This window comes from Pseudomonas migulae, from assembly GCF_043225285.1.
GTDB lineage: Bacteria > Pseudomonadota > Gammaproteobacteria > Pseudomonadales > Pseudomonadaceae > Aquipseudomonas > Aquipseudomonas migulae_C.
The window spans coordinates 1,557,086-1,577,751 of the sequence record NZ_CP171224.1 but is presented as its reverse complement, the minus strand read 5'-3'; the positions used below and the strand labels follow the sequence as shown (position 1 = coordinate 1,577,751).

Sequence of the window (20,666 nt, the reverse complement as noted above, 5' to 3'; positions counted from 1 at the left end):
ACGCAAACAAAAAAAAGCCGCTGACAGCAGCGGCTTTGAAGACAACTTTTCTACAGGAAGAGCCGAGGAAAAGTGTCGAGGGAAACAGAGCGATACGGTGCGATCAGCTGTCTTTTTCAACCTGTGGCTGGGCCTGGACAGATGATGCTTGAGGGGTTTGCGCAGCGTCTGGAGCCTTGGCCGTCATTTCGCTCTGGTGCTCTTCGTACGCTGCAGCGCGGGCTGCATTGTGCGCGACGAACGTCTGCGACTCTTCAGCGACGGCGAACGGGGAGAGGAACAATGAGGACAAAACGAAAGCGCTGGCAATACCCATAGTGTTGGACATCTTTAAAACCTTCTTGCTTGGCAAGTGCTGTTTGGTGGCGCAAAGATAAGGATTCTGGCCAACGGGAAACAGAGCCAATCCAATAAAGGACTGTTGCGATAAAAGCAAAGATCACCGACTTGTGTAGGAGCCAGCTTGCTGGCGATTGCGATGCGTCAGGCGACATCAACGTTGACTGTCACACCGCAATCGCCGGCAAGCCGGCTCCTACAAGGTGGCTCAGACGGGAAGGTGGATGCCGAAGGTATTCATGCCGTGGTCGCTGCGCACGAAGACATCGCCGCCGTGCATCAGCGCAATCGCCTTGACGATGGCCAGCCCGAGGCCGTGGTTGTTGCCGCTGTTGCTGCGCGAGGCATCGACCCGATAAAAACGCTCGAACAACCGTGGCAGATGTTCGTTGGCAATCGGCGATCCAGGGTTGGCGACGCCGATGCTGACCTGATGCTCCGCGACCTCGATCCGCACCTGGATCACCTGCCCCGGCTCGGTGTGCTGGACCGCGTTGCTGAGCAGGTTGATCAGCGCCCGGCGCAAATGCGCGATCTCGATCCGCACTTGCGCATCGCCACTGACCTGCACTTGAACCTGCGCGTCTTCAAGGATGAAATCCAGGTACTCGAGGGTCGTCGCCACTTCATCGGCCAGCGACGTCGAGGTCAGTTTGGTCGCCTTGCTGCCCTGATCCGCGCTGGCCAGGAACAGCATGTCATTGATAATCGAACGCAGCCGTTCCAGCTCCTCGAGGTTCGATTGCAGCACTTCGAAGTAATGCTCGGCGGAACGGCCCCGGGTCAGCGCGACCTGGGTCTGGCCGATCAGGTTGGTCAGCGGCGAACGCAGCTCATGGGCGACGTCAGCGTTGAACGACTCCAGTCGTGAATAGGCCTGCTCGACCCGCTCCAGCGTGGAGTTGAAGGAGTTGACGAACTGATTGAGCTCCGGCGGCAGCGACGACAAACGCAAGCGCCCGGAACGCAACGGCGGCGCCAGTCGCTGGGCTTCGTGGGACAATTTGATCAACGGTTTGAGGCCGATCCGCGCCACCCAGTAACCCAGCGCCGAGGCCAGCAGTACACCGACAATCGCCAGGCTGATCAGCGCGATCAACAGATGATGCTGGGTCTGGAAAAACGTCTCGGTGTCGATGCCGATCATGAAGCGCAACGGCGGTCGCTGATCCTTGGCCGGGAATTGGCTGACCAGCACTTTCTGCGGGTAAGGCTGATCCGGCAACTGCAAGTCGCGCATGCCCAGCGGCCCTTCGGCGAAGGCGCGGATCTGCGGCGTCAGGTTGCCGTATTCGTAGTGCGGATCACCGCTGATGATCCAGAAACTGATGCGTTTGTCTTCCTCGCCCAGCAACTTGAGTTTGTTGTTGATCTTCACCCAGTGTTCCGGCGTGCCGTAACGGCCGACGGTGGATTCGAGCACGCTGTACCGCGCATCCAGCTCGGCTTCGGGCAACAGGCCCAGGCCCTTGTCGACCTGTTGATAGAGCGCCCAGCCGATCAACAGGAACACCAGCAGCGCCACCAGCGTGAACATGCCACTCAGGCGCAGGGCAATCGAATTACTGGACACCACGGCTCTCCAGCACATAACCCATGCCGCGGATCGTGTGCAGCAGTTTCTCGTCGAACGGTCCGTCGAGCTTGGCCCGCAGGCGTTTGATCGCGACTTCGACGACGTTGGCGTCGCTGTCGAAATTGATGTCCCAGACCATTTCCGCAATCGCGGTTTTCGAGAGGATTTCACCCTGTCGGCGGGCCAGCACGCTGAGCAGCGAGAACTCCTTGGCGGTCAGGTCCAGACGCGTGCCGGCGCGGGTCGCCTTGCGGCTGATCAAATCTATCCACAGGTCGGCGATACTCACCTGCACCGGTTCATGGCCGCCGCTGCGCCGGGTCAGGGCTTGCAGGCGCGCCACCAGTTCGAGGAAGGAAAACGGTTTGCCGAGGTAATCGTCGGCACCGTCGCGCAGGCCCTTGATCCGGTCTTCGACCCGCTCCCGGGCAGTCAGCATGATCACCGGGGTTTGCTTGCGCGCCCGCAAGGCGCGCAGTACGCCGAAGCCGTCGAGGCCCGGCAGCATGACGTCGAGGACGATCACCGCGTAGTCGCTTTCCAGCGCCAGGTGCAGGCCTTCAACGCCATCCCGCGCCAGGTCCACGGTGTAACCCTGTTCCGTCAGGCCGCGGTGCAGATAATCCGCGGTTTTTTCCTCGTCTTCGATAATCAGAACGCGCATGACCCCGCCTCAGTCTGTGGTCGCCAGTGCCGGTACAGGCGCTGGTTTTTTGGGCCGATGAAATAGTCGCTCCAGCCACAAGTATATGACCGGAGTGGTGAACAGCGTCAGCGCCTGGCTCACCAGCAGGCCGCCGACGACCGCGATCCCCAATGGCTGGCGCAGTTCGGCACCGGTGCCGTAGCCGAGCATCAGCGGCAGCGCGCCGAGTAGGGCGGCGAGTGTGGTCATGATGATCGGCCGGAACCGTGTGATGCACGCCTGGTAGATCGCTTCTTCCGGTGGCAGGCCGCCGTTGCGCTGGGCGTCGAGGGCGAAGTCGATCATCAGGATGCCGTTTTTCTTCACGATCCCGATCAGCAGCACCAGCCCGATCAACGCCATGATGGAAAAGTCCTGGCCGCAGATCCACAGCATGATCACCGCCCCGAGCCCCGCCGATGGCAGTGTCGAAATGATGGTCAGCGGATGGACGAAGCTCTCGTAGAGCACGCCGAGAATGATGTACACCGCCACCAGCGCCGCAAGGATCAGCCACGGCTGGCTGGCCAGCGAACTCTGGAACGCCTGGGCCGCGCCCTGGAAATTGCCGCTCATGGCCGCCGGCATGCCGATCTCGGCCTTGGCCTGGTTGAGCATGATCACCGCGTCGCCGAGCGCCACGCCGGGCGCCAGGTTGAACGACAGGTTGGCGGCCGGGAACATGCCGTCATGGGCGATCGACAACGGGCCCACCGTCGGCGCATCGAACTTCGCCAGCGCCGACAGCGGCACCATTTCCCCACTGAGCGGCGAGCGCAGGTAGAAGTAATTGAGGCTTTCGGCCTTGCCGCGCTGTTTGGTGTCCAGCTCCAGGATCACGTTGTACTGGTTGATCTGGGTCTGGAATTCGTTGATCTGGCGCTGGCCGAAGGCGTCATACAGCGCTTCATCGACATCGCTGGCGGTCAGGCCGAAACGCGCGGCGGCGCTGCGGTCGATGCTGATGTGGGTAATGCTGCCGCCCAGTTGCAGGTCGTTGGAAATGTCGCGGAACGCCGGGTTGGCGCGCAGTTTTTCCGTGAGGCGTTGGGTCCAGGTGCTGAGGGTTGCGCCGTCGTTGCTCTTGAGCACGTATTGGTATTGCGCGCGGCTCGGTCCGGAGCTGAGGTTGATGTCCTGGCCGGCGCGCAGGTACAGCACGATGCCAGGGACTTTCATCAGTTGCGGGCGAATCCGGTCGATGAACTGGCTGGCCGAGACATCGCGATCGCCGCGTTTTTTCAGGGAGATCCAGAAGCGGCCGTTGGCGATGGTCTGGTTACTGCCCGAGACCCCGACCGAGTGGGAAAAGGCCTCGACGGCCGGATCGGCGGCGACGATTTCTGCCATCGCCAGGTGTTTTTTCACCATGTCGCCGTAGGAAATGTCGGCGGCGGCTTCTGTGGTGCCGAGGACAAAACCGGTGTCCTGCACCGGGAAGAAACCCTTCGGAATGAAGATGTAGCCGGCGATGGCCAGGGCCAGGGACAAGCCGAACACGCCGATCATCAATTTCTGATGGGCGAGGGCGCGGCGCAGCAGTTTTTCGTAGCCGCCCAGCAAGCGTTCGCCAAAGGTTTTTTTGCTGTGGGCGTGGTGCACCGGCGCACGCATGAACAGGGCGGCGAGGGTCGGCGCCAGGGTCAGCGAGACCACCACCGAAATCATGATGGTCGAGGTCGCCGTCAGGGCGAATTCCTTGAACAGCCGCCCGACCACGCCACCCATGAACAGCAGCGGAATGAACGCTGCCACCAGCGAGAAACTGATCGAAACCACGGTAAAACCGATCTCGCCAGCACCCTTGATCGCGGCCTCGCGCATGCCGTCGCCGGCTTCCAGGTGACGGTGAATGTTCTCCACCACCACGATCGCATCGTCGACCACAAACCCCACGGCGACCACGATCGCCACCAGCGTCAGGTTGTTCAGGCTGAAACCCATGATGTACATCAGGGCGAAACTGGCGACCAGCGACACACCCAGCACCGCCGAGACGATCAGCGTCGCCGACCATTGGCGCAGGAACAGCGCCATCACCGCCACCACCAGCATGATCGCGATCAGCAGGGTGATTTCCACTTCGTGCAGCGACGCACGAATGGTCTGGGTCCGGTCGACCAGCACCTTGACCTGCACCGACGCCGGCAGCATGGCTTCGAGCGCGGGCAGGGCGGCTTGAATGCGGTCCACCGTTTCGACGATGTTGGCCCCCGGTTGCCGGGAAATCACCAGGTTCACGCCGGGTTTGTCACCGGCCCAGGCCTGAACGTAGGCATCTTCCGAACCGTTGACGACTTTCGCCACGTCCTTCAGGTGAACCGGTGCACCGTCCTTGTAGGAAACGATGAGCTGGCTGTATTCGTCCGGGTGAAACAACTGGTCGTTGGTGGACAGCGTCGAGATGCTCGACTCGCCATACAGCGCGCCTTTTGCCAGGTTGAGGCTGGTCTGCTGGATCGCCAGGCGAATGTCGGCCAGCGTCAGGCCGATGGCCGCGAGTTTGTCCGCCGAGGCTTGTACGCGAATGGCCGGACGTTGCTGACCGGTGATGTTGATCTGGCCTACACCATCGATCTGACTGATCTGACGCGACAGCAGGGTTTCCACCAGGTCGCTGAGTTCGGTGCCGGGCATTTGCGTCGAGTTGACGCTGAGGATCAGCACCGGGCTGTCGGCCGGGTTGACCTTGCGCCATGTCGGCAGGGTCGGCATGTCCTTGGGCAGTTTGCCAGCGGCGGTGTTGATCGCGGCCTGCACTTCCTGGGCGGCGGTGTCGATGCTTTTGTCGAGGGTGAATTGCAGGGTCAGGTTGGTCGAACCGAGGGCGCTGCTCGAGGTCATCTGGGTCACGCCGGGGATGGCGCTGAATTGCACTTCAAGGGGCGTGGCCACTGAGGAGGCCATGGTTTCCGGGCTGGCGCCGGGCAGTTGCGCGGCGACCTGGATGGTCGGGAATTCGGCTTCCGGCAGCGGCGCGATCGGCAGGCGCGGGAAGGCGATCACACCGAGCAACACCAGGGCGAAAGTCAGGAGGATCGTCGCTACCGGATGATCGATGCACCACGCCGAAACCCCGCCGTGGGCCTTCATGGTTTCGCCTCCGACTGGACCACTTGCGGTGGCTCGGTCAGCACCTGAACGGTCGAACCGGGCTTGAGCCTGGATTGGCCATCGCTGACCAGGATGTCGCCGGGTTTCACGCCTTTGATGATGTCCTGGCCGCTGCCTTGATAAACCATCTGCACCTGGACGGTTTCGACCTTGTCACCGTTGACCCGGTACACGAAGTGTTGATCGAGGCCGCGCTGTACGACGGTGGGCGGTACCACCAGCGCATCCTTCTCCAGTGCTGTCTGAATCTTTACCGTCACCAGCAGGCCCGGCCAGAGTTTCTGTCCGGGGTTGTTGAACTCGGCCTTGGCTCGAATGGTGCCGGTGTTGGCGTTGATCTGGTTGTCGATCAGGGTCAGGTGACCCTCGCCCAGCAGGTTGCCGGTTTCGCCGTCGGTGTCGGCGCCGATGTAGGCCTTGACCTGGGCATGCTCCGGATCGTTGATCAGGCCTTGCAGGGTCGGCAGCATTTGCTGCGGCAGGGAAAACTCCACGGCGATCGGGTCGATCTGGGTCACCGTGAACAGGCCCTGGGTGTCGGTCATGCGCAGGAAGTTGCCTTCATCCACCGTGCGAATACCGACGCGACCACTGACCGGCGAGCGAATCTGTGTGTAGGAAAGCTGTACCTGCGCGGCATCGATCGACGCCTGATTACCCTGGGCGGTGGCCTTTAGCTGGTTGACCAGCGCTTGCTGCTGGTCGTAAGTCTGCTTGGATACGCCGTCATCAACGCTCAACAGTTTGTAACGCTTGAGGTTGACCAGCGCCACTTGCAGCTGCGCCTGGCTTTCGCCCAGTTGCGCGCGGGCCTGATCGAGGCTGGCGCGGATCGAGCGGTCATCGATGGTGGCGAGCAGGTCACCCTTGCTGACCAGCTGGCCTTCCTTGACCAGGATTTTGGTGAGGATGCCGTCGATTTGCGGGCGCACCACCACGCTGTGCAGGGACAGCACCGAACCGATGCCGCTGACGTAGCGCGGAACGTCTTTTTCGGCGACATTCACCACCCGAACCGGGATTGCCGTCGGTGCGGCGAGTTTCGCCGTGGCAGGTTTGGTGACGTACCACGTGCCCAGCGCTGCCAGGACAATCAGCAGACCTGCAATCAGGGCGGTTTTTTTCTGAATTCGCATGCGAGTGGGGCGCCGGGGCTGGATGGACGGAGTTTGGTCAGGGTTATACCTGCCTTTATAAACCTGTTCGACGGTCAGGAAGGTGACTGCTAACTGACGGCGCTGTCAGTTTGGGATATGTGGCAGCCCACCTACCGCGATCCCCTGTAGGAGCCAGCTCGCTGGCGATGGACGTCAACGATAACGCGGGCCATCTGAATGAATGCACCGCCTGGAGGTTTTTCGCGAGCAGGCTCGCTCCCACAGGAGATCGCATTCCAACTGTAGGAGCCAGCTTGCTGGCGATGGACGTCAACGATAACGCGGGCCATCTGAATGAATGCACCGCCCGGAAGTTTTTCGCGAGCAGGCTCGCTCCTACAGGGAGCGTGTGAAGGTATACTGCCGCCTTTCGCGGCTCGCTGACCGGGCCCGACTTTCTTGCATCACCCGGAGCTTTCATGACTTCCCCGACACAACCGCCGGTTGCCGACGCCCTGAGCGACGCCCCGGCAGACCTGCCAGACAGCGTCGACTCCAGCGCAGACAGCGAAACCAAAGCCGCGATCCCGGCGTTCAAGTTCCCGTTCAAGCCGGGTGAACTGGCTGCCGCCAAGACCGCCAGCCAGCCGTGGTACAAGAACGGCGCCAAGAACGGCCACACCAAGACCCCCGGCGCAGCGCCTCCCGGCACCCGTCGCTCGATGGGCAAGCGCTGAGTTCTCACTCCCTCCATTAACCATCGACCGCGGTTTTCAATCGCGGTGATGGCTAAGTGCTCATATCCTGAGCCAGATCAACGTTTGTGGAATCAGTGCGCTTAGAGTCAGCAGCCCTGCCGACTCTTTCCCAACAACGAGCGCGCTTTCCATGAAGATCAATCTCCCGGTGACCGGCCGTAATGTCGACGTTGCGGCTGATGCGAACATCCTCTCGACCACGGATCTGAGCAGCGCGATCACCTACGCCAACGACGATTTCATCCGGATCAGCGGCTACAGCCGTGAAGAATTGCTGGGCTCGACGCACAACCTGCTGCGTCACCCGGACATGCCGGCAGCCGCCTTCGCGCACATGTGGCAGACCCTCAAAAGTGGCCGTTCGTGGATGGGGCTGGTGAAGAACCGCTGCAAGAACGGCGATCACTATTGGGTCAGCGCCTATGCCACGCCGGTGACGCAGAATGGCCGGGCGGTGGAGTATCAATCGGTGCGGACCCGACCTTCGGCGCGGCAGATCGAAGCCGCGGAAAAAGCCTACGCACACTTGCGCGACGGTCACGTGCCGTTGTTGCAGCGCCTGCCCGTGCTCGCGCCGGGTGTGAAAGTGGCGATGCTGTTCAGCGCGACGCTGGCCGGCGTGGTGGGCATCGAAGCCTGGCTCAACCCGTCAACCGCGCTGGTTGGGCTGCTGGCGTTTGTTGTCGGCAGCGGTTTGGCGGCGATGGGGGCAATCCTGATGCTGCGCCCGCTGAAGGCCTTGACCGAGCGCGCCCGGCAGATTGCGGATAACCCGTTGAGTCAGCATATTTACACCGGTCGGCGAGATCAGTTCGGCCAGATCGAATTTGCCTTGCAGATGCTCGAAGCCCAGGTCGGTGCAGTGGTGGGGCGCATCGGCGACGCGTCCCAGCGCCTGGCCGGGCACGCGGCGGAGTTGGTCGAGCACCTGCAAAGCAGTCACAGCAGCACACTGGGCCAGCAGGCTGAAACCGATCAGGTGGCGGCGGCGATTCATCAGATGTCCGCCAGCGTTGCCCAGGTGGCCAGCCATGCGCAGCAGGCCTCCGAGGCCGCCAACCTGGCCGGCAGCGAAACCCGCGAGGGGCATCAACTGGTCAGCGAGAGTCGCCATGCGGTGCTGCGTCTGGCCGAGGAACTGGCGCACGCCACCGAGGTGATTCATCAGCTGGAAGGGCACAGCAGCGAGATCACCGGGGTGCTGGAAGTGATCCGCAGCATTGCCGAGCAAACCAATCTGCTGGCGCTCAACGCGGCCATCGAGGCGGCGCGGGCCGGGGATGCTGGGCGCGGTTTTGCGGTGGTGGCCGACGAAGTGCGGGGCCTGGCCCAGCGCACCCAGCAATCGACCAACGAGATCCAGCGCATGATCAGCACCCTGCAAAACGGCACGCGCGACGCGGTGGTGGTGATGCAGCAAAGCAGTGAGCAGGTGGAAAGCAGTGTCGATCAGGCCCGGCGCGCCGCCGATGCGCTGGAGGCGATCAGTCGGCGGGTCAACCAGATCACCGAGATGAGCCTGCAAATCGCCTCGGCGGTGGAAGAGCAAAGCACCGTCAGCGAAGACATCAACCGCAACATCAGCAGCATCCGCTCGGCTTGCGAGGTCTCGGTGAATGAAGGGCGGCAGAGCCAGGCCAATTCCGCTGATGTCGCCGGGCTGGCGGGTGACTTGCGCCAGTTGGCGCAAGAGTTCTGGCGCGAACGCCGTTAAGCCGCGCGCAGGGAGATAAACGCGTAGTTGAGCGCCGGTTCGGTGGTCACTTGAGCGCCAGATGCCAATACTTGACCGGCGATGTCGTCGCCAGACACGTGGAACTGCCAGTCGCTGCCCGACACCGCCAGCGGCTGCTGCGCGACCTGGTCGATGACGGCGGCAAACGCGCTCATGTCCGGCAGATAAGCGGTGAATCCATCGCCCTTGAGCGCGGTGGTCCGAATCCCCAGCAACGCGCAAATCGCGTCCTTGGTGCGGATGTCGTCGCGATCCGCCTGACGGGAGCGCTGGATCAGCCCCGCGAGTTCCTGATCGACCAGTTCGCCGCCGATGATCAGGTCCGGGCCTTTTTCCCACGACTCGGGCGGGCATTCCTTGATCGCCGGGTTAAGGGGGATGTGCGGATTGATCTCCATCGGGTAGATGCGGCACACCAGTGGCCGGCGTTCGTAGATGCGGCAGAGGTTGTCTTCGTCAAGATTCCGGCAGGGGCCGACGTTGTACGCGGCAAACGTGATGGCCACGTACGCTTCGGACGCGCCGCTCTGAACCGCCACCGAACGGCGTTCGGCGTGTTCGCGTTGCTGCACCGGCAGGCCCAGGCCATTGCCCAGGAAACCCTCCACCAGCACGATCACCTGACCGCCGTCGGCCGCCCACATCCGGGCTTCGGCCAGGGTCAGGGGCACGTGGTGGTCGTTGCAGCATTTGCCGCAACCTACGCAGGAAAACGTCGTATTCATCGAAGGATCAGTCGCCTGTCAGGGCCCGAAACGGCGACAGAATGCCACCGCAAAGGACTGCATCGAAGCAAGTTGCGCGCCATTCACTTAGCTTTTGCGGGCGCGCGGATGGAGTCCCATTCGGTCACGTAGGCGGTTTTGCTTTTCTTGTTGTAGAGGCACAGCTCAGTGCCTTGCTGGCCTTTCATGTGTTTTTGCGGGTATTGGCCTTGCAGCAGGAGGGCGGTGTACTCGACCCGGTCGTCGAATTGCGCGGCGTTGCCGACGGGCTTGGCGTTTTTCAGGCCGCTGGCCTTGGTGCAGCTGGCGAGCACGGCTTTGTCGAAAGCGGCCCAAGCGTCGGGGCTGGAGGCGTTTGCCTGGGTGGCCAGGACGGTGAGGCAGAGGAAGGTGAGGGTTACGGCTTTCATGGGTTCAAGCATCCTTGGGCATGTGTTGACCGAGGTTGGAGTATGCCCGATGGATTTAGTTTGAATGTGTCGGCCCTATCGCCGGCAAGCCGGTCTCGCTCCCACATTCGACCGAGTTCTTTCAATTAAATACGGTCAAGTGTGGGAGCGAGACCGGCTTGCCGGCGAAGGCGGTCTGTCAGACTGGAACCGGCTCCCGGCGAACGACATACATTCCGGCCGATTCATACAACCGCTGCGCTCGAACGTTATCTTCCAGCACCTTCAAATCCACAAACCCTTCGCGGCGCTGCCTAAACACCTCGAATGCATGCAGCAGCAACGCACGACCCAATCCCCGACCCTGAGCACGCGGATGCACCACCAGGTTCTTGATGTAGGCGCTGGTCCAGCACTGGCACACGCCAACGATGCCCTCGGCATCCAGGGCAATGAAACACAGGGAAGGGTCGTACTCGGGATCGGTCTCGAACCGCTGTTGCCAGACGTCCAGCGCCGGCACCCGACCGCCACCTTCCAGAAAACCTAGTTCCATCAGGCGATGAACGGCTTCTGCCAGTTCGGGACGGTATTCGCTGAGGACGATGCCCTGAGGCCAGGTGATGGCGGGCACAACCTCCGCCAGGTTGCGCCGCATCAGAAAGCAAAAGGCTTCGGCCAAACTCAATGACCTTGTTCGGCCACGGCTTTGGCCGCTTCGATCAGGCATTTGGTCAGTTCCGGCGAAGAGAACTTGGTCAGCACCGCGTTGGCCCCGGCAAGCCGTGCTTTTTCGCTGTTCATCGCGCTGTCCAGCGAGGTGTGCAGCAGCACGTACAGGTGCGAGAAGTCCGGCGTTTCGCGCAGGGTCCGGGTGAACGCGTAGCCGTCCATCTCCGACATTTCGATGTCCGAGACAATCAGGTTGATCTGCTGCGCCGTGCCTTGCAGGTCCAGCAGGCAGTCGATGGCTTCCTTGGCGCTGCGGGCGGTGTGGCATTGCAGGCCGAGGTTGCGCAGGGTGTGCACCGACTGCTGCAACGCCACCTGGCTGTCGTCGACCACCAGGATGCGCGCGTTGCCCAGTACTTCGGCGTCTTCCATGCTCAGCTCGGTCGGGGCCATTTCAATCTGGGCCGGGGCGATGCCGTGGATGACTTTTTCGATGTCCAGCACCTGCACCAGCGTGCCGTCGACCGAAGTCACGCCAGTGATGAACGAACGCACGCCGCCGGAGCCGAAGGGTGGCGGACGGATGTCGGTGGTCAGGCAGTGGACGATCTTGCTCACGGCCTGAACGTGCAGGCCCTGTTTGGAGCGGCTGACGTCGGTGACGATCAGGCAGCCACCGTTCGGATCTTCCAGCGGCCGCTCACCGATGGCGCGGCTGAGGTCGATCACCGACAGCGACGCGCCGCGCAGGGTGGCGATGCCTTTGACGTGTGGGTGCGACTCCGGCAGCTTGGTCAGCGGCGGGCAGGGGATGATTTCACTGACTTTGAGCAGGTTGATCGCCATCAGCTTGCCGCTGCGCAAGGTAAACAGCAGAAGCGAAAGTGAGTCTGCGCGGGCTTTGGTGGTGGACATAAAAACCTTCTGTGGAAAAAGGTGATGGGCGAAGGACAGTCGCCAAAAGCTATCGATGCCGGGTTATCGACTTGATGGGGGCAGGCTTTAGGCTAAATGCCGATGTACGGAAAAATGCTATCTCGACATTGTAGGAGCCGGCTTGCCGGCGATGGCGTGTTCGAGGGCGCCATCGCCAGCAAGCTGGCACCTACAAAAGCGTTCATTTCATGCCCAGCCTTTTGGCCATCCGCCCGAGATTTGCCCGATCCAGCCCCAGCTCCCGCGCTGCGCTCGCCCAGTTATTGTGGTGCCGTTCCAGGCACGCGCCGATCAACTGGCGCTGATAATGTTCGGTCGCTTCGCGCAAATCCCCGGTCACCAGCGCCGGTGAAGTGGCAGCGGCGGGCTCGGCTACGACTTCAACGCCGCCAATGGGCAACTCCAGGTCCGCCGCACTCAAGCTCAAAATCTTTGGCCGTTCCTTGCAGTGCCCCAAGGCTTTCAGCGCACTGCGCCCGATCAAGTGTTCCAGCTCCCGCACGTTGCCCGGCCAGTCATAGGCGAGCAATGCCGCCTGGGCATCGCTGTTCAGGCGCAGGCTGTTGAGGCCCATGCGCGAACGGTTCTGCTCCAGGAAAAAACCGCTGAGCAGAAGTACGTCGCGCCCGCGATCCCGCAGGGCCGGCACCAGCAGCGGGTAAACGCTCAAACGGTGATAGAAGTCGGCACGGTAGCGGCCGCTGCGTACTTCCTCGGCCAGATCACGATTGGTCGCGGCGATCAGTCGCACGTCGACCTGGTGTTCCTTGTCCGACCCCAGCCGCTGCAATTGCCCGCTTTGCAGCACGCGCAGCAATTTCGCCTGTACGGTCAGCGACAGCTCGCCGACTTCATCGAGAAACAGCGTGCCGCCGTTGGCCAGTTCGAACTTGCCGCGGCGGTCGCTCGTCGCGCCGGTGAAGGCGCCGCGCACATGGCCGAACAGTTCGCTTTCCACCAGGGTGTCGGGCAGCGCGGCGCAGTTGAGGCTGATGATCGGTTTGTCCGCCCGGGGTGACGCGGCGTGAATCGCCTGCGCCACCAGCTCCTTGCCGACCCCGGTTTCACCGGTGATCAGCACGGTCAGGTCGCTGCCGCCCACCAGGCTGATTTCTTCCACCAGCCGTTTGTGGGCCTTGCTCTGGCCGATCATCTCGCGGTTCTGCTGACCGCTGGCCTGACGATAAACCTCGGCGCGCTGGTGCTCGTCTTCGACCCGATTGGCCAGCCGCTCTATGCGCTCGGCGGCGTTGACCGTGGCGGCGGCGAGGCTGGCGAAGGCTTGCAGGGCGTCCAGTTCGATCGGTTCCAGACGTTCCGGATCGAGGGCGTCGAGGGTGATCAGCCCCCACGGACGCTCGTCGATAAACAGGGGACAACCCATACAGTCGTGGACTTCGAGGTGATCGTCGAGGCCATCGACCAGCCCGTCGTAAGGATCGGGCAGGTCGCTGTCGGCGGCGAAGCGGGTCGGGCCGGGGCTGCTGAGCAGGGCCACGAAGCGCGGGTGTTCGCTGACCTTGAAGCGTCGGCCAAGGGTGTCGGTGCTCAACCCGTCGACGGCCAGCGGCACCAGCCACTCGCCATCCAGGCGTAACAGTGCGGCGGCGTCGCAGGGGAGCAGGGCGCGCATGGCCTCGAGCAGGCGCCGATAGCGCTCGCCCTCGGGGAGTTCGCGGGACAGGTCCGATACCAGGGGGAGCAGGGCGGTAAGCAGGGATTTTGCAGTCATAGTGACTCCATGTAGTCGCGATGACTATAAGTCAGCCTGTGTCGTTATGACTATATTGTTTTTAACTTATTGATTTGTAACGATTAAATACTTGGCATGAAAGCTGATAAGCATAAGGCAATCAGTTAGAAACCCTCGTTGCTCAGGAGTCACCTTATGCTTAGCGTTCAAGACCGTGCAATCGTCAAATCCACTGTGCCGTTGCTGGAAAGCGGCGGCGAAGCGTTGATCACGCATTTCTACCGGATGATGCTGTCCGAATACCCGGAAGTCCGCCCGCTGTTCAACCAGGCCCACCAGGCCAGCGGTGACCAGCCCCGCGCCCTGGCTAACGGCGTGTTGATGTATGCGCGGCACATCGATCAGCTCGACCAGTTAGGCGACCTGGTGGCCAAGATCATCAACAAGCACGTGGCCCTGCAGATCCTGCCGGAACACTACCCGATCGTCGGCACCTGCCTGCTGCGCGCGATTTCCGAAGTGTTGGGCGAAGAAATCGCCACGCCGGAAGTGATGAGCGCCTGGGGCGCGGCCTACGGCCAACTGGCCGACATCCTGATCGGTGCGGAAACCAGCATCTACGACCAGAAAGAACAGGCACCGGGCGGCTGGCGCGGGGCGCGGGAATTCATCGTTGCGGCCAAGATGGAAGAGAGCGCGGAGATCACTTCGTTCTACTTTGAACCGGCGGATAAAGGCCCGATCCTGGCCGCTGAGCCCGGTCAGTACATCGGCATGAAACTGATCCTCGATGGCGAAGAGATTCGTCGTAACTATTCGCTGTCGGCGCTGGTGAACAAGGGTCAGTACCGGATCAGCGTCAAGCGTGAACACGGTGGTCGTGCGTCGAACCATCTGCACGATCAACTGCACGTTGGCTCGAGCATTCAGCTGTTCCCGCCGTCGGGCGAATTCACCCTGACCGACAGCGACAAACCGCTGGTGCTGATCAGCGGCGGCGTTGGCATCACTCCGACCCTGGCGATGCTCGAAGCGGCACTGCAAACCGAGCGGCCGGTGCATTTCATCCACTGTGCGCGTAACGGCAGCGTGCATGCCTTCCGTGACTGGATCGATGGGTTGGCCGCGCGTCACCCGCAACTCAAGCACTTTTATTGCTACGCCGAAGATGACGGCGTCAGCCCGGCGGCGCACAAGGTCGGGTTGTTGAGCCAGGAACAGTTGGGCGAGTGGTTGCCGCAGCAGCGTGATCTGGATGCGTACTTCCTGGGGCCTAAAGGTTTCATGGCGGCGATCAAGCGCCACCTGAAAGCCTTGGGCGTACCGGAGAAGCAAAGCCGCTACGAATTCTTCGGCCCGGCTTCGGCACTGGAATAACCTTGGTGGCGGTGGCGTTTTCGAAATTGCCATCGCCAGCAAGCTGGCTCCTACAGGGTCTGGGTCAGCCGCAAAATTTTGATGGGGATGCAAATTTGTAGGAGCCGGCTCGCCGGCGATGGCGTCCTCGAATTGCCATCGCCAGCAAGCTGGCTCCTACAGGTTCTGCGTCAGCCGCCAAATGTTGATGGGGATGCAAATTTGTAGGAGCCGGCTTGCCGGCGATGGCGTCCTCGAAATCGCCATCGCCAGCAAGCTGGCTCCTACGGGTTCTGCGTCAGCCGCCAAATGTTGATGGGTATCCAAATCTGTAGGAGCCGGCTTGCCGGCGATGGCGTCCTCGAAATTGCCATCGCCAGCAAGCTGGCTCCTACGGGTTCTGCGTAAGCCGCAAAATTTTGATGGGTATCCAAATTTGTAGGAGCCGGCTTGCCGGCGATGGCGTCCTCGAAATTGCCATCGCCAGCAAGCTGGCTCCTACAGGGTCTGGGTCAGCCGCAAAATTTTGATGGGGATGCAAATTTGTAGGAGCCGGCTCGCCGGCGATGGCGTCCTCGAAATTGCCATCGCCAGCAAGCTGGCTCCTACAGGTTCAGCGTCAGCCGCCAAATGTTGATGGGGATGCAAATTTGTAGGAGCCGGCTTGCCGGCGATGGCGTCCTCGAAATTGCCATCGCCAGCAAGCTGGCTCCTACGGGTTCTGCGTCAGCCGCAAAATGTTGATGGGGATGCAAATTTGTAGGAGCCGGCTTGCTGGCGATAGCGTCCTTAGGATCGCCTTCGCCGGCAAGCCGTGCTCCTGCGGGGCTGTTTCAGCCCTTCAATTCCTTCAGATGTTTGTACACCGTTGCGCGTCCCATATTCAGCACGTTCGCCACGTAGTTGGAGGCGCTTTTGCCTTTGAAGGCGCCTTCGGCATGCAGGGCCAGCACCAGCTCGCGTTTGTGGTCGCGGGTCAGCAGGTTCAGGCTCAGCTGGCGTTCGCGCAGCCAGCCGTGGAGGAAGGTGTTGATCCGTTCCTGCCAGTCATCGCGGAACAGCGAATCCGGTTGCGGAATCAGCTTGCTCGGCGACAGGAACAGATCCAGCGCAGCCTTGGCGTTTTCGAACAGGGAAATATTCAGGTTGATGCACAGCACCGCCAGCGGGTGACCGTCCGCGTCGCGCAATACGCTGCTCAGGCTGCGAATCTTCTGACCGTCCCAATTCAGTTTTTCGTACGGACCGATGTTTCGTTCGCTGATGCCATCGCTGAGCATGTCCTCCAGCGCAGCGTCATCGCCGATTTCGCGTTTGGACAGGTTGTTGGCGATGTAATCGATCTTTTGCGTGCGCAGATCGTGCAGCACCACCTCGGCATGGGGGAAGAACAACGTGGCGATGGCGTCGGCAATCGCGCGGAAGTTGTCCAGGGCCGGGTCTTTTACAGGTGCGTTCATAACAATGGAGCTCCAGGCAGCGTCAGCGCCCTGCAAAAAGGGCGCTGGAAGTTTGCCGCAATCGTGTCGGCCCGTCACCTGAGGACGCCGATCAGCCCAGGCGAGCAGGGGAGAGCATGCCGGCGTCCAGGCCGAAACGCGTGAGTTGCTCGGGCAAGGCTTCGCCGCGCACCAGGGCGGCGCTGGCCTGACCCATGGCCGGCGACGTCTGGATGCCGTAGCCGCCTTGCGCTGCGACCCAGAACAAGCCCGGCACCTGCGGATCGAAGCCGGACAACAAATCACCGTCGGGCACGAAGCTGCGCAGACCGGCCCAGGTGCGGGTCGGGCGGCGGATGGTCAGGGTGGTGGCTTCTTCGATCTGGTAGATGCCCATGGCGATGTCCAGTTCTTCAGGCTGCACGTCGTGGGGTTCCACCGGATCGGCGTTGGCCGGCGAGCCGAGGAACATGCCGGCGTCGGGCTTCATGTAGAACGATTCGTCGAGGCTGACCAGCATCGGCCAGTGGTGGATGTCCACGCCTTCCGGCCCGGCGAAGATGAACGCCGCACGGCGTTTCGGTTGCAGGCCCAGCGGTTTGGCGCCGGCCAGTTCACCGATCTTGTCGGCCCAGGCGCCGGCGGCGTTGATGATGACCGGGGCGCTGAAGGTCTGGCCGTTGGTTGTTTCCACTTGCCACACGCCGTTGGCGTCACGGGTCAGGCTCAGGACTTCGGTGTCGGTGTGCACTGCACCGGTGTTGCGGCGGATGCCGCGCAGGTAACCCTGGTGCAAGGCGTCGGTGTCGATGTCGCTGGCGGTCGGGTCGTAGATCGCGCCGTGGACTTTTTCCCGGCGCAGGATCGGCAGGCGGGCGCAGGCTTCGTCGGCACTGAGCAGTTGCATCTCCGGCACCGTGGCTTTGGCGCTCAGGTATTGGTTGTTCAGTTCGGCCGGGTCGCCGGTGAAATCCACGGTCATCTCGCCACGCGGGGTCAGCAGCGGATGTTCACAGAAACCGGCGGGCGGGGCGTCGAAGAAATCGCGGCTGGCCTGGGTCAACGCCCGCACCTGCGGTGTGCCGTACGCGGCAGTGAACAGCGCGGCGGAACGGCCGGTGGAGTGATAGGCCGGATGGGATTCGCGTTCGAGCACAATCACCCGGGCGTGCTGTGATAACCAGAAACCGGTGGAAGCGCCGGCAATCCCGCCGCCGATGATGATGAAATCTGCGTGGCTCATGAACGTCTCCTGTAAGCCGCGATATTGAACTTGTAGGAGCCAGCTTGCTGGCGATGCAGGCACCGCGGTCTGTCAGGCAAACCGCGGCGATGCAATCGCCAGCAAGCCGGCTCCTACAGGGTGTGTGTCAGTGCTGAAGGCGGTAGATGGCATTGGCCAGCGCGATGTCTTCCAGGCCGAGGCCGATCGAGCGGAAGAATACGTGCCGGTCGTAATCGGGGCGCTGGACTTTTTCGCTGAGCAGATCCGGCAGGTCACCGACAACCGCACTCTTGTCCCAGCCATGTTGCTCACCGGCAATCAGCATCTCGCCCGCCGAACCCGGGGTGGTCAGACGATAGTCGCAGAACACTTGCATGTCATTGAGGCTCTGCGGCGGCACTTCGTGGGCGCGCGGGGCGTTGGTGCTGATGGAGGTGATCAGCGCCGGTTTGCTCAGGCTCGACGGGTCGATCACCGGGCCGGCGGACGACGTGCACAGCATGATCACGTCGGCGTCCTGAACTGCGGCTTCGCAGGTGTCGACGAGGTTCAACCGCGGGTCGAGGCCCCTGAGTTGCGCCAGCGCTTCAGCACTCAGTTCGCTCAAGCCCGGCGAGTAGAGGTTGATGCTCTGCCAGTCGCGCAGGCCTTTGACGTAATGCAAATGCGCCAGCGCGACCTTGCCGCTGCCGATGATCGACAGGCGGTTTGCAGCCAGCGGGGCGAGGGTATCGACTGCCACCGCAGTGGTCGCGGCGGTACGCGCGGTGGTCAGTTCGCCAGCATCGCACAATAGCAGCGGTTCGCCGGTCTGCATCGACATCAGCAGCGTCCACGCGGTCACCAGCGGACCTTGTTCGCGCACGATGTACGGCGACGTCTTGACCCCGTACACGCCATCTTCGGCCAGCACGCCCAGGTAATTGATGAAGTCGCCCGCACCCTTGGGAAATTCCACCAGTTGCTGCGCCGGTTGCACCGCTTGCCCGGCCGCCAGATCGCGGAACAGTTTGCGCAGGATCTGCGGCACGTCGACCTGGGCCAGCAGTTCGCGGGCCTGGGGTTGGGTGATCACGTAGTGCGTGCTGGACATGGTCGGCTCCGGGAGCTGGAAGTAAACTAATTTGTCTATTATGGACTTTTAGTTGTCTATCGCAAGTGCCGTTTGTAGGAGCGAGCTTGCTCCGGGCGGCGTTCCGACGAGAAATTCAAGGGCGCCGAGGAGCATCTGGTTTTACGCGTTATCGTTCACGACCATCGCGAGCGAGCTCGCTCCTACAGTGTTGGGGTTGTTGATCACAAAAATCGAGGCGAAAAAAAAGCGCAGTCCGTTGCCGGCTGCGCCTCTTTGTGTGCGACCCGCGTTACGGACGCTTGCGCTCTACCGCCCGCAGCAGATGCGTCGGTGGTGTTTCGCAGCTGATTTTGCGACCCAGCAACGCCTCGATGGACGGTAGCTGGTAGGAGTCGTCTTCCCCGGCAAAGCTGATGGATACGCCATCGGCGCCGGCACGACCGGTACGACCGATGCGGTGCACGTAGTCGTCCGGGACTTCCGGCAGGGTGAAGTTGATCACGTGGCTGATGCCGTCGATGTGAATGCCGCGACCGGCTACGTCAGTGGCCACCAGCACGCGGATCTTGCCTTCGCGGAAACCTTCCAGGGTCTTGATGCGCTTGTGTTGCGGCACATCGCCGGATAATTGCGCGGCGTTGACGCCATCACGCACCAGGCGCTCTTCGATGCGGCGCACTTCATCCTTACGGTTGGCAAAGACCATTACCCGCTCCCAACCGTTGTCGTTGACCAGGTTGTAGAGCAGTTTGTATTTGTCGGCACCGGCCACCGCGTAGATGTGCTGCTCGACGTTTTCACTGGCCACGTTCTGCGCCTCGATCTCGACGATCGACGGGTCGGTGGTCCATTGCTTGGCGAGGTTCATCACGTCGTCGGTGAAGGTCGCGGAGAACAGCAGCGTCTGGCGCTCGTTCTTCGGCGGGGTCTGGCGAATGATCTGGCGCACTTGCGGGATGAAGCCCATGTCGAGCATGCGGTCGGCTTCGTCCAGGACCATCACTTCGACCATGTCCAGGTGTACGTCGCCGCGCTGGTTGAAGTCGAGCAGGCGGCCCGGGGTCGCGACGAGGATGTCGCAGTGACGGGCTTCGAGGTGCTTGAGCTGCTTGTCGAAGTCCATGCCGCCCACGAACGTCATGACGTTGAGGCCGGTGTACTTGGTCAGGTCGGCGGCGTCCTTGGCGATCTGCACCACCAGTTCGCGAGTCGGCGCGATGATCAACGCCCGTGGCTCACCCATGTAGCGCTCTTTCGGCGGCGGGGTTTGCAGCAGCTGGGTGATGATCGAAATCAGGAACGCAGCGGTTTTGCCGGTGCCGGTCTGGGCGCGACCGATGGCGTCTTTGCCGGCGAGGGTGAAACCCAGCACCTGGGCCTGGATCGGCGTGCAATATGGGAAGCCGAGGTCCTGGATGGCGTGCATCAGTTCCGGGGCGAGTTTGAAATCGTGGAAGCGGGTTTTGCCTTCCTGGGGTTCGACGACGAAGTCTTCGAGTTTCCAGGGGATGACCGGTGCTTTGGGCTTTGGCTCGCGACGCGGTTTGACCGGTTTCGGCGCTTCGCTGCGCGGCTGCTCGGGGAGAGTCTCTTCAACAGGCTGCAGGGCCGGTGTCGCCACAGGCTCTTGCTTCGGTGCCGCGACGGAGGCGGTCCGGCCAGGCTGATTACCGTCGGTGCGGTGGCCGGGGGTGTGAGACGGAGCGCTGGAGACTGGCGCGAGCTGCTCAGTCTCGCTTTTACCGAACATTTTCTTGAGTGCTTTGAGCACGGTCATCTCATCAATAGGTTAAGTGCCGGCCAGTGTAATGCAAGAATCGGGCGCGGCGTAGTGGGAGGGATCAATGGCCTG

The 20,666-nt window shown here is 62.0% G+C and carries 17 protein-coding genes and 1 pseudogene; 4 read left to right on the top strand and 14 right to left on the bottom strand.

Annotation, left to right across the window (positions count from 1 at the left end; genetic code table 11):
* Positions 1–103: 103 nt before the first annotated feature.
* The 5 genes from ACF6ZU_RS07275 to ACF6ZU_RS07255 form a co-directional block, all read right to left on the bottom strand.
* Positions 104–328, bottom strand: a complete 225-nt coding sequence (locus tag ACF6ZU_RS07275) for a hypothetical protein (RefSeq protein WP_392891155.1) — start codon at positions 326–328, stop codon at positions 104–106.
* 219 nt (positions 329–547) lie between these two features.
* Complete coding sequence (locus ACF6ZU_RS07270; protein ID WP_392891153.1) at positions 548–1,912, bottom strand: heavy metal sensor histidine kinase; 1,365 nt, start codon at positions 1,910–1,912, stop codon at positions 548–550.
* Positions 1,902–2,579, bottom strand: coding sequence for a heavy metal response regulator transcription factor (locus ACF6ZU_RS07265; RefSeq protein ID WP_007916978.1), 678 nt, complete (start codon positions 2,577–2,579; stop codon positions 1,902–1,904). The genes ACF6ZU_RS07270 and ACF6ZU_RS07265 overlap by 11 nt, the downstream gene beginning before the upstream one ends.
* Before the next feature lie 9 nt (positions 2,580–2,588).
* Positions 2,589–5,693: a multidrug efflux RND transporter permease subunit gene (locus ACF6ZU_RS07260; RefSeq protein WP_392891151.1), complete on the bottom strand. Its 3,105-nt coding sequence runs from the start codon at positions 5,691–5,693 to the stop codon at positions 2,589–2,591.
* Entirely contained in the window at positions 5,690–6,850 is a 1,161-nt protein-coding gene (locus ACF6ZU_RS07255; protein WP_392891149.1) for an efflux RND transporter periplasmic adaptor subunit, read from the bottom strand. Before ACF6ZU_RS07255 ends, ACF6ZU_RS07260 begins: the two co-directional genes overlap by 4 nt.
* A gap of 440 nt (positions 6,851–7,290) precedes the next feature.
* Between ACF6ZU_RS07255 and ACF6ZU_RS07250 the strand changes: the two genes are divergently transcribed.
* From ACF6ZU_RS07250 to ACF6ZU_RS07240, 3 genes and pseudogenes are all read left to right on the top strand, one after another.
* A complete protein-coding gene (locus ACF6ZU_RS07250) occupies positions 7,291–7,548 on the top strand; it encodes a hypothetical protein (RefSeq protein ID WP_392891148.1) in 258 nt (85 codons plus the stop codon).
* A 151-nt stretch (positions 7,549–7,699) separates the two neighbouring features.
* Positions 7,700–7,981 (top strand): annotated as a pseudogene (locus ACF6ZU_RS07245) (PAS domain-containing protein); the annotation flags it as partial.
* 207 nt (positions 7,982–8,188) lie between these two features.
* The gene (locus tag ACF6ZU_RS07240) at positions 8,189–9,283 is read left to right on the top strand and encodes a methyl-accepting chemotaxis protein (RefSeq protein ID WP_392893730.1); all 1,095 of its coding nucleotides are present in this window, start codon (positions 8,189–8,191) and stop codon (positions 9,281–9,283) included.
* Here the strand turns inward: ACF6ZU_RS07240 and ACF6ZU_RS07235 are convergent.
* The 5 genes from ACF6ZU_RS07235 to norR all read right to left on the bottom strand — a co-directional run bounded on the left by ACF6ZU_RS07235 (position 9,280) and on the right by norR (position 13,758).
* The gene (locus tag ACF6ZU_RS07235) at positions 9,280–10,029 is read right to left on the bottom strand and encodes a YkgJ family cysteine cluster protein (RefSeq protein WP_392891147.1); all 750 of its coding nucleotides are present in this window, start codon (positions 10,027–10,029) and stop codon (positions 9,280–9,282) included. The two genes, ACF6ZU_RS07240 and ACF6ZU_RS07235, sit on opposite strands and share 4 nt — an antisense overlap.
* A gap of 83 nt (positions 10,030–10,112) precedes the next feature.
* The gene (locus tag ACF6ZU_RS07230) at positions 10,113–10,439 is read right to left on the bottom strand and encodes a hypothetical protein (RefSeq protein ID WP_392891144.1); all 327 of its coding nucleotides are present in this window, start codon (positions 10,437–10,439) and stop codon (positions 10,113–10,115) included.
* 178 nt (positions 10,440–10,617) lie between these two features.
* Positions 10,618–11,076 carry a GNAT family N-acetyltransferase gene (locus tag ACF6ZU_RS07225; protein ID WP_392893728.1) on the bottom strand — a complete coding sequence of 153 codons (459 nt, stop codon included), beginning with the start codon at positions 11,074–11,076 and terminating at the stop codon, positions 10,618–10,620.
* A 26-nt stretch (positions 11,077–11,102) separates the two neighbouring features.
* A complete protein-coding gene (locus ACF6ZU_RS07220; RefSeq protein WP_392891143.1) occupies positions 11,103–12,005 on the bottom strand; it encodes a chemotaxis protein CheV in 903 nt (300 codons plus the stop codon).
* Positions 12,006–12,207: 202 nt separating this feature from the next.
* Positions 12,208–13,758 (bottom strand): nitric oxide reductase transcriptional regulator NorR, encoded by a 1,551-nt coding sequence (norR, locus tag ACF6ZU_RS07215; RefSeq protein ID WP_392891142.1) that lies wholly within the window; start codon positions 13,756–13,758, stop codon positions 12,208–12,210.
* Between the two features lie 156 nt (positions 13,759–13,914).
* On the opposite strand from norR, the gene hmpA reads away from it, so the two are divergent.
* Entirely contained in the window at positions 13,915–15,096 is a 1,182-nt protein-coding gene (hmpA, locus tag ACF6ZU_RS07210; protein ID WP_392891141.1) for an NO-inducible flavohemoprotein, read from the top strand.
* Positions 15,097–15,908: 812 nt separating this feature from the next.
* Here the strand turns inward: hmpA and ACF6ZU_RS07205 are convergent.
* The 4 genes from ACF6ZU_RS07205 to rhlB all read right to left on the bottom strand — a co-directional run bounded on the left by ACF6ZU_RS07205 (position 15,909) and on the right by rhlB (position 20,591).
* Positions 15,909–16,535 carry a transcriptional regulator gene (locus tag ACF6ZU_RS07205; protein ID WP_392891140.1) on the bottom strand — a complete coding sequence of 209 codons (627 nt, stop codon included), beginning with the start codon at positions 16,533–16,535 and terminating at the stop codon, positions 15,909–15,911.
* Positions 16,536–16,626: 91 nt separating this feature from the next.
* Entirely contained in the window at positions 16,627–17,757 is a 1,131-nt protein-coding gene (locus ACF6ZU_RS07200; protein WP_392891139.1) for an NAD(P)/FAD-dependent oxidoreductase, read from the bottom strand.
* 127 nt (positions 17,758–17,884) lie between these two features.
* Positions 17,885–18,832 carry an ornithine cyclodeaminase family protein gene (locus ACF6ZU_RS07195; RefSeq protein ID WP_392891138.1) on the bottom strand — a complete coding sequence of 316 codons (948 nt, stop codon included), beginning with the start codon at positions 18,830–18,832 and terminating at the stop codon, positions 17,885–17,887.
* A gap of 271 nt (positions 18,833–19,103) precedes the next feature.
* Entirely contained in the window at positions 19,104–20,591 is a 1,488-nt protein-coding gene (gene rhlB / locus ACF6ZU_RS07190) for an ATP-dependent RNA helicase RhlB (protein WP_392891137.1), read from the bottom strand.
* Positions 20,592–20,666 lie beyond the last annotated feature (75 nt).